Origin of the sequence: Fibrobacter sp. UBA7003 (genome assembly GCA_002449765.1) — a bacterium.
In the GTDB taxonomy this organism is placed as follows: domain Bacteria; phylum Fibrobacterota; class Fibrobacteria; order Fibrobacterales; family Fibrobacteraceae; genus Fibrobacter.
In genome coordinates, this window is record DJXN01000016.1 from 1 (window position 1) to 16069 (window position 16069).

General features: G+C 55.9%; 11 protein-coding genes and 3 tRNA genes. 8 read left to right on the top strand and 6 right to left on the bottom strand.

Going from position 1 to position 16069, the window contains the following annotated elements; all coding sequences use genetic code 11:
* The 4 genes from B2952_RS13810 to B2952_RS13825 all read right to left on the bottom strand — a co-directional run.
* A partial coding sequence (locus tag B2952_RS13810; RefSeq protein WP_290781527.1) for a GTP-binding protein occupies positions 1–535 on the bottom strand: 535 nt, incomplete at its 3' end.
* Positions 536–557: 22 nt separating this feature from the next.
* Positions 558–629 (bottom strand) — tRNA-Thr (locus B2952_RS13815).
* 45 nt (positions 630–674) lie between these two features.
* Positions 675–757 (bottom strand) — tRNA-Tyr (locus tag B2952_RS13820).
* Between the two features lie 9 nt (positions 758–766).
* Positions 767–839 (bottom strand) — tRNA-Thr (locus B2952_RS13825).
* 320 nt (positions 840–1159) lie between these two features.
* On the opposite strand from B2952_RS13825, the gene B2952_RS13830 reads away from it, so the two are divergent.
* Positions 1160–2698, top strand: a complete 1539-nt coding sequence (locus B2952_RS13830; RefSeq protein ID WP_206674504.1) for a hypothetical protein — start codon at positions 1160–1162, stop codon at positions 2696–2698.
* A gap of 107 nt (positions 2699–2805) precedes the next feature.
* On the opposite strand, the gene B2952_RS13835 is transcribed toward B2952_RS13830, so the two are convergent.
* Positions 2806–7917 (bottom strand): InlB B-repeat-containing protein, encoded by a 5112-nt coding sequence (locus B2952_RS13835; RefSeq protein WP_290735882.1) that lies wholly within the window; start codon positions 7915–7917, stop codon positions 2806–2808.
* A 215-nt stretch (positions 7918–8132) separates the two neighbouring features.
* Between B2952_RS13835 and B2952_RS13840 the strand changes: the two genes are divergently transcribed.
* The 5 genes from B2952_RS13840 (at position 8133) to B2952_RS13860 (ending at position 13671) form a co-directional block, all read left to right on the top strand.
* Entirely contained in the window at positions 8133–8552 is a 420-nt protein-coding gene (locus tag B2952_RS13840) for an acyl-CoA thioesterase (protein ID WP_173382656.1), read from the top strand.
* A gap of 37 nt (positions 8553–8589) precedes the next feature.
* The gene (locus B2952_RS13845) at positions 8590–9006 is read left to right on the top strand and encodes an acyl-CoA thioesterase (RefSeq protein ID WP_173366123.1); all 417 of its coding nucleotides are present in this window, start codon (positions 8590–8592) and stop codon (positions 9004–9006) included.
* A 4-nt stretch (positions 9007–9010) separates the two neighbouring features.
* Positions 9011–9823 carry a hypothetical protein gene (locus tag B2952_RS13850; RefSeq protein ID WP_173382655.1) on the top strand — a complete coding sequence of 271 codons (813 nt, stop codon included), beginning with the start codon at positions 9011–9013 and terminating at the stop codon, positions 9821–9823.
* 3 nt (positions 9824–9826) lie between these two features.
* Positions 9827–11119 (top strand): replication-associated recombination protein A, encoded by a 1293-nt coding sequence (locus B2952_RS13855; RefSeq protein WP_290735878.1) that lies wholly within the window; start codon positions 9827–9829, stop codon positions 11117–11119.
* Between the two features lie 173 nt (positions 11120–11292).
* The gene (locus tag B2952_RS13860; protein WP_290735875.1) at positions 11293–13671 is read left to right on the top strand and encodes a DUF4859 domain-containing protein; all 2379 of its coding nucleotides are present in this window, start codon (positions 11293–11295) and stop codon (positions 13669–13671) included.
* Between the two features lie 59 nt (positions 13672–13730).
* Here the strand turns inward: B2952_RS13860 and B2952_RS13865 are convergent, their stop codons facing one another.
* The gene (locus B2952_RS13865; RefSeq protein WP_290722705.1) at positions 13731–14714 is read right to left on the bottom strand and encodes an SIR2 family protein; all 984 of its coding nucleotides are present in this window, start codon (positions 14712–14714) and stop codon (positions 13731–13733) included.
* A 327-nt stretch (positions 14715–15041) separates the two neighbouring features.
* Between B2952_RS13865 and B2952_RS13870 the strand changes: the two genes are divergently transcribed.
* Both B2952_RS13870 and B2952_RS13875 read left to right on the top strand, forming a co-directional pair.
* Positions 15042–15833 carry a hypothetical protein gene (locus B2952_RS13870; RefSeq protein WP_290730442.1) on the top strand — a complete coding sequence of 264 codons (792 nt, stop codon included), beginning with the start codon at positions 15042–15044 and terminating at the stop codon, positions 15831–15833.
* Positions 15834–15890: 57 nt separating this feature from the next.
* Positions 15891–16055 carry a hypothetical protein gene (locus tag B2952_RS13875; protein ID WP_173382651.1) on the top strand — a complete coding sequence of 55 codons (165 nt, stop codon included), beginning with the start codon at positions 15891–15893 and terminating at the stop codon, positions 16053–16055.
* Positions 16056–16069 lie beyond the last annotated feature (14 nt).

Below are 16069 nucleotides of genomic sequence, written 5' to 3' on the forward strand. Positions count from 1 at the left end.
GGGCCTTGAGGGCGGAACCGCGGATAATCGGCGTGTTGTCGCCGTCGAAGTCATACTTGGAGAGAAGTTCGCGGACTTCCATCTCGACGAGGTCGAGGATCTCGGCGTCGTCGACCATGTCGACCTTGTTCATGAACACGACAATCTTCGGCACGCCCACCTGGTGGGCGAGGAGGATGTGTTCACGGGTCTGGGGCATCGGGCCGTCAGTGGCGGCCACGACGAGGATGGCGCCGTCCATCTGGGCAGCACCGGTCACCATGTTCTTAACGTAGTCGGCGTGCCCCGGGCAGTCGACGTGGGCGTAGTGGCGGTTGGCAGTGGTGTATTCCACGTGCGAAGTGTTGATCGTGATGCCGCGGGCCTTTTCTTCGGGAGCGTTGTCGATTTCGTCGAAACGCTTGGCGGCGGCGAGGCCGCGGGCTGCGAGAGTCGTGCAGATTGCGGCGGTCAGAGTGGTCTTGCCGTGGTCAACGTGGCCGATGGTGCCGATGTTGCAGTGCGGCTTGCTTCTGTCAAAATGTTCTTTTGCCATGATTCTATCTCCATTTAGTGAGAGCCCAGATCGGGAGTCGGACCCGAGACCTCTTCCTTACCAAGGAAGTGCTCTACCACTGAGCTACCTGGGCATAAGCCCTATGGCACCATTCAGTACCATAGGGCGGTTTGTTGCGTGGGCCGTCGTGGTTTCGAACCACGGTAGGCGTAAGCCAACGGATTTACAGTCCGTCCCCTTTAACCACTCGGGCAACGACCCATATTTTCAAGCCAAAGATAGGAATCGAACCTACGACCGGCTGATTACAAATCAGCTGCTCTACCAGCTGAGCTACTTTGGCAAGTGAGCCAAATTTAATAAGTTTAGGTGCATCTTGTCAACGAAAAAAGGCGCTTTTTGAAATTTTTTTTGTTTTTTTTCGTCAAAAATGTAAACAGACCCCGCAAGAGATTGTGAATAGATTGTGAATAAGTAAAAATGTTCTCTTTTTCACCCCGGCCATACCCGCCCAAGACGCGAAATCCGCTTTCAATTCGTTGATTATCATTGACATAGCGCACACTCCCTTGTAAAAAAGCGGCCTTTACCCTAGCGATGCCAAATATCCGTAACTATATTTCCTCGCAACACAATCGTGAAACCAATCCCAAGGAGATTGAAATGAACAAGATCAAACTTTCCGCAATCGTGCTCGGCTTTGCCGCCGCTGGCGCGTTTGCCCAGGCTCCTGCCGCCGCTCCGGCTGCGGCTCCCGCAGAACAGGCTGCCGCCCCGGCTGACTCCGTGAAGGCCGCCGAAGAGGCTAAGAAGGCCGAAGAAGCCAAGGCCGCCGAAGAAGCCAAGAAGGCCGAAGAGGCCAAGGCCGCCGAAGAAGCCAAGAAGGCTGAAGAGGCCAAGGCCGCCGAAGAAGCCAAGAAGGCTGAAGAGGCCAAGGCTGCCGAAGAAGCCAAGAAGGCTGAAGAGGCCAAGGCTGCCGAAGAAGCTAAGGCCGCCGAAGAAGCCAAGGCCGAAGACTCCAAGCCGGCCGAAAATACCAACCCGGGTGAAGTCGCGAACGCTGCCGGCAATGCTTTCAGCATGCTCAAGGCCAGCATGAGCGAAGGAACTTCCGCCGCCAACATGGAAGTGAAGTTCTCCGGCGAAGTCGAATTTGACGCCTACACGGGCGACCTCATCAACGAAGACGACGTCAATCACAACTACTGGACCACCTTCGACTTCAATATCGACGTGAAGTTCAACGAGAAGTGGTCCGCACACGTGGGTGTCGAAGCTGACGGTCCCGTCGAAGCTCCGGGCATCGGCTACAACGGCGCTTTCGTGCAGTACAAGCCTGCCGACTTCTTTGCCGTGAAATTCGGTGACCTCACCTTCACGGAAGGCGCGTTCAAGGCCTACTACGGCTACGACGACCCGACCTACAACGCCGCCGGCATGGTGGAACACGATATCCGCGGTCTCCAGATCGAACTCGCCGGACTCGAACTCGGCATCGGCTTTGGCCGTAACGCAAACGACGTGTCTTGCGATGTCCTCGGCGCCTGCGCAAACGGCAAGGTCTACAACGCCCATTTGGCTTACGAATTCGACTACGCCGGTCAGCACCTGCGTCCGTTCTTCGACTACAAGAGCTACCAGACCGAAGAACACAACGAACTGCATGCCGGTATCGATGCCGGTATCAACATCGGCGGCTTCGGCTTCCGCGCTGTGTACGGCTTCCACGCCGACTTCCTGGGCGATGACGAAGATGTCGTACCGAATACCGACCTGACCTCTGTCGCCCACACCATCTTGGCTGAACCCACCTTCGACGTGGCCATGTTCCAGATCAAGACGAGCTTCTTCTTCGCCTTCATCGGCGAAAACGACGCAAACGAAATCGAAGGCCAGAACATTTCTACTTTCAACCGTCTCGCTGGTAACGACTTCGAAATCCCGGAATACATGTTCATCTATGCTGAACCCGCCCTCAAGGTCGGTGGCTTCATGAAGTTCGGCATCCCGGTCGAATTCCACACCAATACGCTTGACACCGATGTGGATGACACCAAGACGATCGACGTTGGCGGCCGCCTCTACCTCACCCCGGTCGAACATCTCGATATCACCCTCCTGGGCATGGTTGACATTCCGGTCGGCGACAACGACAACGATGTCGGCCTGCGCTTCGGTGCAGAAACCGTGTTCAGCTTCTAATCTAGAATTAGACTCTTGACAGAAAAAGTTCCCGGCTGATGCCGGGAACTTTTTTTCTGTAGATCTATAGACTCTTAATGGGCCACGCCTAACGGGCACGCACAAGCCTATCGCACGGAAACACGCCGGGTTGCGCGGCCAATGCGGACAAGGTAATTGCCTGCGCGGCTGACCGGAATGGAGAAATTCGACTCCCCTACCCTGCCGGAACTAAGCACGCGGCCCTGCATGTCGAACAGGGCGAAGGCCGCACCAGGACGGGCTCCGGAAACCTGGAGTTCGCGGTTCATCGCCGTCACACGGAACGAGGGTGCCATGGCGATTGCCGGGATGGCGTCCTTGCAATCCTTGCCCTTGCATTCGGAGCTACTGGATTCCGGTTCCTTGCTGGAGCTGGAACTAGATTTCTCGCTGCTCGAGGAGACGGCAGAAGAGCTGCTTTCTGCGCTGGAACTGGAACTTTCGGGATTGACCGGCGCGAAGTTCGCCGTGACCGTAGTATCGGAAACGACCGTGAGGCGGTACTGCGTGCTCACGAGGCGCACGTCGTCTTGCCAGTTGCTCAGCACGTAGCCGTTATCCGCGACGGCGACAAGTTCAGCCTCTTCGCCATACTTGTAGATTCCATTTTCCTTGAGGCCCCTCACTACGCCCCAGTTCCCGTTGTTCACCTTCACGGTCACCTTGTATTCCTTCGGTTCCCACTTGGCGTAGAAAATCTTGTCGCCCGCATCCTTACCAGAAATTTCGGTGACGACGCTGCCCTGGAAGTTGGCCGACCTGAACCAGCCCTTGAAATCGTAGCCCGTGCGCGTGGGTTCGGGGAACACAAGGCCCTCGCCGTACGTGTACGTCGTGGGAGCGTTCTCGAGCTTGCCACCGTTCAGGTTGAGCACGAGGGCAAATTCGGACTTCGTCACGAGAACCGGGTATTCGTCGCCCTGCGTCCAGGCCGTACCGGTAATTCCGTTTTCGACAACGACACCTTCACCGCCCTTCTGTACATAGTTGTGGAGCGAATCCGCGACCGTGCCGTCCCTAAACTTTTCCATCGGGAGAATAATTCCGAGCGACGTGGTATCGAGACCTTCGACAGTCGGCGCAACGAAGTTGTTCTCGAAGACAAGATTCGTGCTGTAGGACACCGCCATCACGTAATCGATGGCGCCATACCTCTCGTTTGTCCTGGAGATTTCGCCAATGCTGTAGTTGTTAGCGACAATACCGAAAACATCGCTATAGTAGACACGCGAAATAAGGCCCGCGACATACGTGTTATTCGGGCTCGTACTGCGCACTGCACCCGTATTGTAGTTGTTCGCGATTGCAACTTCCCCACTGCCAGATATATCCGAAATGAGACCCGCCATATAGGCGGAAGGCCCGCTGATTTCACCGGCGTTGTGGTTCTGGACGAACGTGAGCTTGCCATAGGACTGACCCAGGATTCCTGCGACCAGGCCCGCATTGTTGTTGAAGATTCGGGCGACCACCTCGCCGTTGTTTTCACAATTCATGATGGTCGTTGTTCCCGAAACACCGCCTACAAAGCCTCCCGTCGAAGAATAGCCGCCTACAATTTTCGCACTGTTGACGCTATTGGTGATGCTGATTGTCCCGTACAGGTAGCCACCAAAGCCACCCGCATTGGAGTATCCCTGTATCACACCGTCCGACGTGGAATTGGTAATGGAGAGCGTACCGCTACTGTTGGCAACAAAACCGCCAACGACGTTCGAATCGGATTTCAGGAAGCCCTTGAAATGGCAGCTGTCCATCTCAAGCTTCGCTCCCGGATAGCTGACCCCTCTTGCAGTTCGCGCACCCTTGATAGATGCCACAAAGCCGGCCACTCCATTCTTCACACCGCTAAAGTAGGTATCCTCGAGGGTAACTTTCTTGATGACGACGGGCCCTTCGGCCTGCAGGGCCGGGTCGTAGTTCCCTTCGTAGATTTCATTGAAGAAGGCCATAGGCTTCTTGGGTGCGGCAACGCCGTAAAGGCCGGATATCTTGTGGCCCTGGCCGTCGAACTTGCCCGAGAACGACTCTATAATTTCCCAAGGCAGGAACTTCGCCACGTTCGCACTGTCGAGCGTGCCGTCTTCCTTGAGCACGTTCTCGTTCACCACGATATCTGCAGTAAGCTTGCCGCATATTTCGGGATGGTTCCAATACGACATGCCGTGCGACCCGTTCACGTATGCCGCAAAGCCGTAGAGTTCTGCCGCATCCGAAATCGCGTAGCAGTTGTCCGTTTCGTCAAGTTCCGGCATCTTGAGCTTGAACCAGGCCGCATAATACGTCTTGTCGCCGGAATCGTCCCGGGTAATGGCCGTCACGGGTGTGCCCTCGAGTTCTGCGTTGTCGTACCAGCCCGCAAACAGGTTGCTGTCGAGCCGCACGTCGTTTGGGAGTTCAAGGCCGACAGCTTCCGTATAGATAACCGCCCCGCCGGAATAGATGGTACCGCCGTTCGTCTCGTAGGTTACGCCGAAGGTCCTCTGCAGTTTTGCCCAGTATTCCTTGTCGCCCGAATCCATGTTGGTAATGGCATAAACTCTTTCGCCCTCGAATTCGGGATTGTCGTACCAGCCCATGAACGAGGCGTTTTCCATGTAGACATCCTCGGGAAGCGCCTTCGAGAAACCCGCGACGTAGCTGTCGAAATACGTGGCGTTATTGCCCTCGAAGGTATGGAACGTCACCTTGTATTCTGCCGCCTGCGAGTTCTCGAGCTTGCCCGAAAGGTTCGGGTAGGCATCTGTACCCACGTTCTGGCCCCAGACGGAGCCGTTCTCGCCCTTCCGCAGGACAAGCGTCACCGTGCCGTTTTTGAACAGGCTATCGGCAGCCGGGGTGCCGGCAATTTCCCTGTAGGCCTGCGTGTTCAGGTAGTAACAGTTGTCAATGCTCACCGTCGATGCGCCTAGATTCCCGGCAATAAACGCCTTGCTTTCCTTGTACATGAGGGACTTCGACTTCCATACGCTATAGCAGTTGGCCATATACAGCGTGGTATTCGAAGACAGGTGAGCCAGGATACCGGCGATATTGTAACTGCGCCCCAGGATAAGGCCGCGGTTGTAGGTGTTCTCGAAATGGGCGGTACTCCTGTAGTTGATACTCCCCAGGATGCCCGCGGCGCCCTGCGCATCCGCGTAAGGCAGGAGCGTCGATTCGTTATATACGCCCGAAAACTTGGCACAGTAACCCGAGCCGTAATTTACACTGAACGGGACACCGACTACCCTGCCGGCAATCGCGCCAAAATAGTCGGCCTTGACCGCAAAGTACGAATCCACGAGCCCGAAATTCTTGAGCTCGGCGAACTTGTCCGCAGTGCCGCCGATGCCCGCGAAGAACCCGAAGCTTGCGTAATACGCGGAATCGGCATAGAACAGGCCCGAAACCACGTGCCCGTTGCCATCGAACACACCGGCGAAACTATCGATCGGGTTCCACGGGATATAATTCAGCGCGGCTTCAGCATCCTTGAGCGTGCCATCCTCTTTCAGCACGTCGCTATTCACCACGATGTCGTTCGCGAGACCCGCACAGGCCGACCTTTCCCGAGTATAGCCGGCGGTTCCGTTCACGATGGCGGCAAAACCATAGAGTTCCGGAGCGGTCTTGATGACGTAGCAGCCCGCATCGTCCTTCGCAGGAGTTTTCATCTTGTACCAGCGGGCATAGAATACCTGCGCGCCCGTCGCATCCGGGTCCACAGCCTGCACCCTGTTCCCGCTAAAGTCCTCCTCGGCGTACCAGCCCACGAAAACGTAGCCATCGCGGGAAACCTTCTTCGGGAGTTTCGCGCCCAAGCCTTCCGTATATTTTTCGACCATGCCGGAATCCACAGTGCCGCCGTTCGTATTGAGCGTAATGGAAGCGACCGCCATGAACTTGCCCCAGACCGTAGCGTCGGTATCTGCTGCGGCGACATGCGAGAGCGTATCGCCCTTGAACTCGGGATTGCCGAACCAGCCGAGGTTCTCGTAACCCGCGCGCTCGATATCGGGAATCCTGACCGCGAAGCCCTTCGGGGCCGCAATTTCAATATTCTCGCCACCGTGCGTATCGAAAGTAACCGTCCTTGCCTCGAAGGTCGCATTCTTCACCTCGCCCGTAAGCACGGGATGGGAATCCGTACCCACGTCCTGGCCCCAGACGGAGCCCTCGAAACCCGCATAGTCATAAGCATGCATGAGGCTTGCAACAGAGCCGTCCGCGAGTTGTGCCGCCGTGACTGCCGTACCGTAATGCTCGTTGCGGCCGGGAGCGACATAGAATACGTTGTCTATCATTTCCAGGGCGTAGCCCTTCTCGCCGACAATGGACTTGACATCGATGGAAGTTTCCTGTTTGTCGAGCTTGACCTCGCCCAAGTTCATCACGTTAACAAGCGCGCCTCCATAGCTCCAGTGTTCGCCCACGATACCGCCGGACGAAGAATCCGACGTGACAGTCCCCAGGTTGTAGGAGTTGACAATCCACGCCCTGTTCATGTAGTAGACGCCACCGACAATGCCGCCTGCACCGCTCCCCGCAAAGACGGAGCCCTCGTTGAAGCTGTTCCTGACAACGTAACCGCCATCACCGCCCGTAGAGCCACCAATCAGGCCCCCCGCAAAGCGCCCACTCACGACCACGCCATCAAAAGAGACGTTGTTGAGAACCGTGGCCACATTCGAATACGCATGGCCGACAATGCCGCCCACTTCGAATTTTCCGCGGAAATAGGAGCCCTGCACACGTAGATTCTTGACGGTCACTTCGGGATAATTGAACCCTTCCCTGTTAGCGGAATTGTACGGGGCATTCGTCGAACCGATAAGGCCGACCGGAGACTGCAAGGAATCGTTAAAATAGAGGCCCGTGATGGAATGCCCCTGCCCGTCGATACTCCCGGTAAACGCGATAAGCGGCGTCCAGGTCGCAAAATTTGCCGTATCCGCCACGTTGAGTTTCCCTTCCGCGTCGAGGACGTTCTCGTTCACCACGATATCCTTCGCGAGTTTTCCGCAGGCGAGCGAATCCTTCACAAAGCCGTCGGTTCCGTTCGCGATAGCGGCAAAACCGTAGAGTTCTGCAGTGCTCGAAATCTGGTAGCAACCATCCTTCAGTTCGGGCGTCTTGGGGGTGACTGTCACCGCCCCCGCAAAGACGCTAGAAAGCGCAAACGATGCGCAAAAAAGAAATCCCTGGATCCTGGACATCTTTGTAACTCCTGATTATAGTTTCCTAACATACAAACTGCTTTTTTATTGCTGTTTTGTGAAGACGCAAGCGTGCTTTCGCGTTGTCAAGCGTTACAATGCGAATTTGGGCGAAAAACGGGAAAAAAGGACTAAATAGGGTTTCGAGATATGCGGCAGCCATGTAAAAATTGGTTGACAGGTGTAGCGGTGCGTCCAATAACTATATTTTGCCCATGCTAGTAAAAGGTTTGAGTTATACGAGCCATATCGAGGTCCGCTACGCCGAAACCGACGCCATGGGGGTCGTGCACCACGGATCCTACCCCATCTGGTTCGAACAGGCGCGCATCGATTTTTTCAAGTCCATCGGAGCCCCCTACACGGCCATCGAAAAAGAGGGATTCCAGAGTCCGGTACTCGAATTGGTTGTCCGCTACAGGCAACCCTGCAAGTTCGGCGACACCGTAGACATCGAAACAACCATTTACAAGGTAAACACGCTGAAATGGAAATTCCAGTACAGGCTGTTCGTTGGCGAGACTCTCTGCGCCACGGCATCCACCCTGCATGCCTTCACCAAAGGCGGAGTCCCGACCATGGAAAAGCCCGAATGCTTCAAGAAGGTAGAAGGCAAGCTTTTCCCGGATAAATAGGCCGGACTTCGCAAAAATTTGTTTGTATATTTAGTTTATGGAAACTTGCACATTCAAGCATACCGCCCGCGTCGAAGTGCGCTATGCGGAAACCGACCAGATGGGAATCGTCCACCACTCCGTTTACGCCGTGTGGTTCGAGCAGGCACGTACCGAATACTTCCGCGAGGCGGGCGCGAGCTACGCCGACATGGAGGCCGAGGGGTTCTCGAGCCCGGTGCTCGAACTGAACGTGCAGTTCAAGGCGCCCACGCACTACGGCGAATTCGTGGATATCGAGACCACCATGATTCGCGTAGACAAGCTGCGCATCCGATTCGAGTACAGGGCGAGCGTGAACGGCAAACTTTGCACCACGGGCTCCACGCTCCACTGCATGCTCAAGAACGGGCGCCCCACACGCGAACTGCCCGCAAGTTTTGCCAAGTTTGAATTCGTTAGCGAGGAGAAATAGATACATGGAAAACCAGGAAGAGACCGTCCAGATTCACATCAAGTCACTGGACAAGACCGTAGACTTCCCTGTAAGGAGTTCCAGCCCGTGCAAGAAATGCAAGGGCACCGGAATAAAGGACAAGAAGCAGTGCCCGATATGTTGCGGTTCCGGCAGCATCAAGATGCTCGACTGCATCCGCTGTAACGGCACGAAGCAGATTGAAAATGGCCTCAAGTGCAATATCTGCAAGGGCGAAGGGGTTATCTCCGAGGCAAAGACAATCGAGTTTCTCCAAGCCCGCCAGTTCTGCGAAGAATTCCAGAAGAAACCGGCAAAGACAATCCTGATTTGCCTCGCATGCCTCATCGTGCTTGGCGCGTGCTCCTACTTTATTTCGAGTTACCTGTTCGTAGACCTCCGCATGATTCAGTCATGGAATGTCTACATCCCGCTTTTGCTCGGGCTCGGCGCCGGATTCTACGTGCTGGTAACCCTCCACAAGATGCACGTGGGTTCGTACCTGCCCGCACCCAAGAAGTTCATGATTTCTGCCGCAGTCATCGCCCTCGGTATCGCGGCCATCGCCATTCCGGGCCCCGTTGCCGGTCGCTACCACTGGATGGAAAGCGAAGCGAAGGAAATCATCAGCGAAGCCCTTGCAGAAGACAACCTTTCTTGCCAGAGCGTCAAGGTATCCAGCCACGACGGCAACGACTATCACGGAATCGCGACGATTTCTGATGGCGATAAAATCAAGATAATCATCCACTACAAGAAAGTCGAAGAAACGAGCCGCGAAATCGGCTACTCCATCGAAGTGGAACCCGTGGAATAAGATATGGACCAGCCGCTCGCCGAAAGACTACGTCCGCAGAACCTGGACGAATTCCTTGGCCAGAACAAGATTCTGGGCGAGCAGAGCCTTTTGCGAAAAAGTCTCGAGAACGACAATGTGCCGAGCATGATTTTCTGGGGCCCGCCCGGCTGCGGAAAGACGAGCCTCGCCCACGTGATTCGGCAACATACCAAAAAGCGCTTCATCGCCCTTTCGGCAGTCGCGAGCGGCGTGAAGGAAGTGAAGGAAGTCCTCGCCGACGCGCGCACGATGAAGAACGCGTTCATGGACACGATTCTCTTCATCGACGAAATCCACCGCTTTAACAAGGGCCAGCAAGATGCGCTGTTGGGTGCCGTCGAGGACGGCACGGTGACGCTTATCGGCGCCACCACCGAGAACCCGGGGTTCGAGGTCAACAGCGCCTTGCTTAGCCGCTGCCAGCTGATTCTCTTTGCGCCCTTAAGCAAAGAAGATTTGCGCACGCTGATTTTCAGCGCACTGCGCGACCACCCGCGGGGCCTGCAGCTCAAGGACGTGGAAGTCGAAGAGGCGGTTGTAGACAAACTAATCGCACAGTCCGACGGCGACGCACGCTTTTTGCTGAACCAGATTGAATGGATTGGCAAGAACCTCGGCGACCGCAAAATCATCGACGAGAAACTGCTGGAAGAATTCCAGTACAAGAAGCCCCTACGCTACGACAAGAGCGGCGAGGAACACTACAACCTGATTTCGGCGCTGCACAAGTCGGTGCGCGGATCTGACCCGGACGCAGCCCTCTACTGGATGCACCGCATGCTGCAGGGTGGTGAAGACCCGCGGTTCATACTGCGCAGGCTGATGCGCATGAGCATGGAAGACATCGGGCTTGCAGACCCGAACGCACTCTTGCTCGCGACCGCCGCCCGAGAGGCATACGACTTCATGGGCATACCCGAGGGCCTCATCGCGCTCGACGAACTTGCGGTTTACCTGTCGCTTGCGCCCAAGAGCAACAGCCTGGAACTCGCCGGAATGAAGGCAGACTCCATCGTGAAGCAAACCGGGACACTGCCCGTACCGCGCGCATTCCGCAATTCGGTAACGAAGGTCGGCGAAAAGCTGGGCTACGGCGTTGACTACCAGTACGACCACGACAGCCCGGGCGCATATTCCGCGCAGGAGCATTTGCCCAAGCAACTCGAAGGCACCGAGATTTACCAGCCCAAGCCCTACGGCAAGGAAAAGGCTCTGGGCGAGCGGCTCGCGCAGCTGAAGCAGATAAAAAGAGAAAAGAAACAGGCCGAGAAATAAATAATTTTTACACAAAAATACGCTAAAATACAACATTTAAACATATTTTAGTGCATTCATAGAATTACTTTTACACACTTTCAACACGGAAACAGCACGCCGGGAGGGGCAAAACCTAGGATTTCCGGGCGCAAAAACCTATTTCTAGCATAGCATCAAAACTGGAGTGTGTTATGCAGAAAAAGTGTATGGGATGGATAGCCGCGGCAGCGCTCGCGGCAGGGATGGGGGCAACGGCCTCCGCAGCGGAAGGGGACGCCTACACATGGCCCGCCTACCGCTCTGACCTCGATTACGACACCAAGTCGAACCTGGGCGAAATCAAACCGCCCACCAAGTTCAACAACAACTGCTCGGGCGTGACCGGCAAGAAGGCCGGCAAGTGGTGGGCCTTCTACTGGGGCAAGGACCGCGACAGCCGCATTACCGACGTGACTATCGACAGCATCCTCAAGAAATACGATACCGACTTCGAGTACCTCTATAACGAGATGGGCTGGGCCCCTGACGCACAGGCACAGGACGGCCAGTACAGCGCCGTGTACTACTACGGCTCGGGCACGTGCGCGGGCGGCGCAAAGACCGACACCACCGGCGGATGGCAGACATGGGTCGCGGGCTACACGGCCGTCGCGGCATCGTTCTACCCGCTGTACAGTTTCAACACGAGCTGCCCCTACCGCGATCGCGTGGCACAGATGGACGCGATGATCCACGAGGGCATCCACTCGATGACGAACGGCTACCCCGGCGCCAAGGAGGCGCACTGGTTCCAGGAAGCGGGCAACACGTGGATCCAGCAGGACATGTTCAGCCACCGCGAAGGCGTCTATAGCGGCATGGGATTCCTGAACGCGGCGACGGTGATCGCGCCCTTCATGCCCATCGAATGCTACTCGGGCTGGCTCATCGACGGCACCTTCGGCGGCCCCGGCGCCCAGGGCGTCACCGGCAAGAACCAGCGCTACCTTCTGGGCGGCGCGCAGTACAGCAACATATTCCCCACGTTCATGGGCACATGGCTCGGCACGGGGTCCGTGCGCTGGGTGTACGGGCACGCCTACGGTAAGACTACCTACCTGCTCGAAACCTACGGGCTCGACATCGGCATCGGCGACGAGGGCGTGCGCAGGCTCATCACGGAATTCCGCGCAAGGCTCGCCATGCTCGACATGAAAAAATGGTCGAACGAAATCAAGAACCTGCTGAACCAGAATTTCGGGAGCGATACCTACTGGGAACAGGACATGTGGGACAACAACAGGAAAAGCTACACCTGGAAAATGACTCCGTACCAGAGCGTCACCACGAGCAACGGCGACTGGGTGCCGAACCAGGACTTGACTCCGGGATGGTCGGGCTCGAACGTAATCCCGCTCAAGCTCAAGGACGGCGCGACGCAGATCAGCATGACGCTCTACCCGAACGGCTCGCATTCCACGAACGACAACATGCGACTGGTGCTCGCCTACCGCGCCACGGACGGCACGCCGGTGTACAGCGAACCCGTGAAGGGCAACGAAACCGCAATCCTCAAGATAGCGAAGACCCCGAGCACCACAGGCGGAAGCAAGATGGCATTTGCCATCGTGGTAAATACCGACTACAACTACTCGAAGAACCCCGACATGCGCACCTACCACTACGATTACCGCCTCAAGCCCGAGGAAGGAATCAGCGGCGCAGGCGACGCGAATACGAAATACTACAACGACTTCAAGCTCGACTACAAGTGGCCCGAAATCGGCGACGCGCCCGTTGCATCGAGCAGTTCCGTTACTCCGACGTCCTCCAGTAGCTCCGTTACGCCGACATCGAGCAGTTCGAGCAGCATCGCGCCGGCGACGGTCGCAGCGACATACGAAATCAAGGTAACCCTCCCCATCGACGACAACTACGCTCCGGTCACCGCCACCTTCGACGTCGCCGAAGTCGCAGACAAGCTCGGGCTCACCGCGGCAAGCCTCTCGAAGGCGACCTTCTTCGCGCAGGAACCCAGCGGGAACAAGGCAACCGAATCTACCGCGAACGCTCCCGGCCACTGGTTCGGCATGGCGGGCAACGTGGTGGAATGGGGCGAAAACGCCTATGTATTCAGCGAAGCGGATATTGCGAAGGGAACCCTCTCCATCGGGCACTACCCGAACCGCGTGAATAACGGCGATACATACAAGTTCACGCAGGGACTCGAGTACAACGGGAAAACGGTCCTCTTCAAGGTGACAGTCACCCTCACGAACGAGCAGGGCAGCGGAGCCGGCGAATCGACCACAGCACTGATGTACGGCCTCAAGGGAATCGCGACGCACATGGAACTCTCCCTTGCCCGCAGGAACCTCAGCGTGCGCTACTCGCTCCCGAACCGCGACAACGTGAAGATAAGCCTGTTTACCGGATTCGGCGCGCTAATCGACCAGAAGGTGACGGGAATCCAGAACGCAGGCGGGCACGTGCATACCTTCGACATGAGCGAGATGCCCGCGGGCACCTACATCGTGAAGGTATCGACCGGCAGCTACCACGAGGCGCGTCCGATAAACATTACCAAATAACCGGCTTTTCATTCCGATCCAACATGGATAAGGGAAGGCAACCGCCCTCCCTTATCTTTTTATACCCAGCGTTCCAAAAAATCCTTCGCGTCGCGGCTCACGACCAGGCTACCCAGCAGGCGTTGCAAGCGTCCAAGCACTGGGGAATTTTCCGGCTCGAAAACCACCACCTTCTTGAAGCGTTCGCGATGCCGCAGCAAAAATTCCAGGTTGTTCATGTCCGTCTTCGGGAAACCGTAACCCAGGAAGTATATCTCCTGCGCATTCTTGAGGTAATAATCCGCCTTGCTCCAGAGCAGGTTGAAGAGACTCCCGCGCAAAAAGGATTCCTTCGCATGTGCCATCGGGATGTAGATGGGCGTGTCTTCGCGGTAGATGGGGAAACTGCGGTCGCAGGGTTCCACCTGGCACACGTTCTTGAGGTCAAGCGGGTCGGAGGCTCCCTTTACCGGGTACCAGTTGAGCGAACCGTGTAGCTTGATGAGGTCGACCGTGAGCGTCCGCGGGGCACGAACCGCACTCCGGTCCGCAGGGTCAATGCGCACGCCGTAATCCACCGCCACGCGCGAACTCATCTCCGGGTCGGCAGCAATCACGTCCTCGACAAGCGTATCGTAGTTGAACGTGAGCAACAGCGTATCGCGCACGCCCTCGCCCGGGCAGTTCTCGCACCCCCCAAGGAACTTGCGGAGCACCGCGGCCGATTCCGCATCCACACCCTTGTCGTGCCGGATTTCGCTCGCAATAAACCGCAAAAGCTCGAACCGCAGGCTAGAATGGTACAGGCTCTCCCGCACCCCCGGGAAAATCTGCGCCGAAAGAATCGAAGTCGAAAGCCGCTCGATGTCCAGGTAATCCGGCTGGCCGTTACACAGTTCTAAAAAGCGCGTGCAGTATTCGCGCAGATGCGGAAACTCGTCCGGAATGCCGAAGGGAATGCGCTCGTTCAGGTCGCGGAGCGTGGGCATCTGCGGGCAGAAAGACTTGCTGAAGCCGGAGCCCAGCACAAAAATACGGCGGTATGTACCCGATGTAGTATCCATGGTCTAGCGCTCCTTTAATCATTCTTAATGCAACGAACAGGATCCAAGGCTTTTTTATCCATATAATCACCAAAATTGAGTGCAGAAGACTTGTTAAATATAACAGGATAGGCGGAAGTTTTTCTAGAGCTGCGTTCAGTCGACTGCCAAAACGCCGCAAGTTTGGTTCTGTCAGAAACGCTACTTATGGTGTCATAGGGAAGTTCCGGATCGCATGGATTTTGTATATTACGCTTTAGATTTATGCATGTATTCACATTTATGCATAAATTGTAGCAAAAACGCCAACTATAGAACAAACACAACGCCATTGACAGGAGCTCAATTATGGCAACAATTCACATCGACGACTCGAAACCCTTCCCGTACATCCCGGCGGAGCCGAACAACAAGCGCGAAACTTTCGCGGATTTCTGCAAACGGCAGGCGTCTGGGCTAAAACTAATCAGCGACGAAATTGAACAAGAAAACAGGGAGCAGGAGGAATTGCACAAATTCCAGGAAAGGAGTGTTGAGCGCAAGAAGAAACTGCTGTTCGACAACCTCGACATCATCATGTGCCACAAGGACGAAATACTCGCAACACCGCGCTACGCCAACATAGACGTCCACTACGCCATCAAGGGCGGTGGGCTCTACGTAGGCCCCCTGCAAACCTCAAGGGCATTCAACATCGCAGGCAGCATCGTCAGGGTCGGCCTCAGGCTCGCGACACTCCTGCGTATCTGGGAAACCGACCAGTTCATGGTGGAATGCAGGTGCGGCGGCACAGCAGTCATCCGCTCGTTTACGGGCTCGCCCCTTTCGGGAGGTTCGCAGGCGACGGCGATTTGCCCCAGTTGCAAAAAGGAAATCCGCGTCGCGAACCGCAGTTTCGGGCAGTATTTCTGGTTCTTGCAGACCAGCCTTTCCGAAGACGTCGAGGCCGTCGCGAGGGATTTTATCGCCAAATGGACGCTCGCCGAAACGGAACACGAAAAGAAGGTCGCCGAAGGGAAATACAGAGACCCCAGACCAGGCGACGATCTCCACGGCGACGGCAAACCGAGCTCTCTCGAAACCATGATCAACGAACTGAAAATGAAGGAATTTGACGAATCTGTGTATTCACGAACATAAATGACAGTATTTGTCACAAATATTGATTAGATTTAGTCAGCAGAAAAGGAGTAAACCATGACACTCGAAGAAAAGGTAAAAGAACTCTACAACGAACTGAAGCCCAAGTGCGAAGCGGAAGGCCTGAATCACTTTTGGGAAGTCCACAAGGCATTAAGGCGATTCCGCAAAGAACATCCCGATCTGGACGAGCAGTGGTCCAGAGAAGCCGAAGGGCTGTAACTTATAACTATATT

Excerpts from the sequence above, each read along its gene's own strand:
- B2952_RS13830 (WP_206674504.1), top strand. The coding sequence starts at position 1,160 with ATGAACAAGATCAAACTTTCCGCAATCGTGCTCGGCTTTGCCGCCGCT.
- B2952_RS13835 (WP_290735882.1), bottom strand. The coding sequence starts at position 7,917 with ATGTCCAGGATCCAGGGATTTCTTTTTTGCGCATCGTTTGCGCTTTCT.
- B2952_RS13840 (WP_173382656.1), top strand. The coding sequence starts at position 8,133 with ATGCTAGTAAAAGGTTTGAGTTATACGAGCCATATCGAGGTCCGCTAC.
- B2952_RS13845 (WP_173366123.1), top strand. The coding sequence starts at position 8,590 with ATGGAAACTTGCACATTCAAGCATACCGCCCGCGTCGAAGTGCGCTAT.
- B2952_RS13850 (WP_173382655.1), top strand. The coding sequence starts at position 9,011 with ATGGAAAACCAGGAAGAGACCGTCCAGATTCACATCAAGTCACTGGAC.
- B2952_RS13855 (WP_290735878.1), top strand. The coding sequence starts at position 9,827 with ATGGACCAGCCGCTCGCCGAAAGACTACGTCCGCAGAACCTGGACGAA.
- B2952_RS13860 (WP_290735875.1), top strand. The coding sequence starts at position 11,293 with ATGCAGAAAAAGTGTATGGGATGGATAGCCGCGGCAGCGCTCGCGGCA.
- B2952_RS13865 (WP_290722705.1), bottom strand. The coding sequence starts at position 14,714 with ATGGATACTACATCGGGTACATACCGCCGTATTTTTGTGCTGGGCTCC.
- B2952_RS13870 (WP_290730442.1), top strand. The coding sequence starts at position 15,042 with ATGGCAACAATTCACATCGACGACTCGAAACCCTTCCCGTACATCCCG.
- B2952_RS13875 (WP_173382651.1), top strand. The coding sequence starts at position 15,891 with ATGACACTCGAAGAAAAGGTAAAAGAACTCTACAACGAACTGAAGCCC.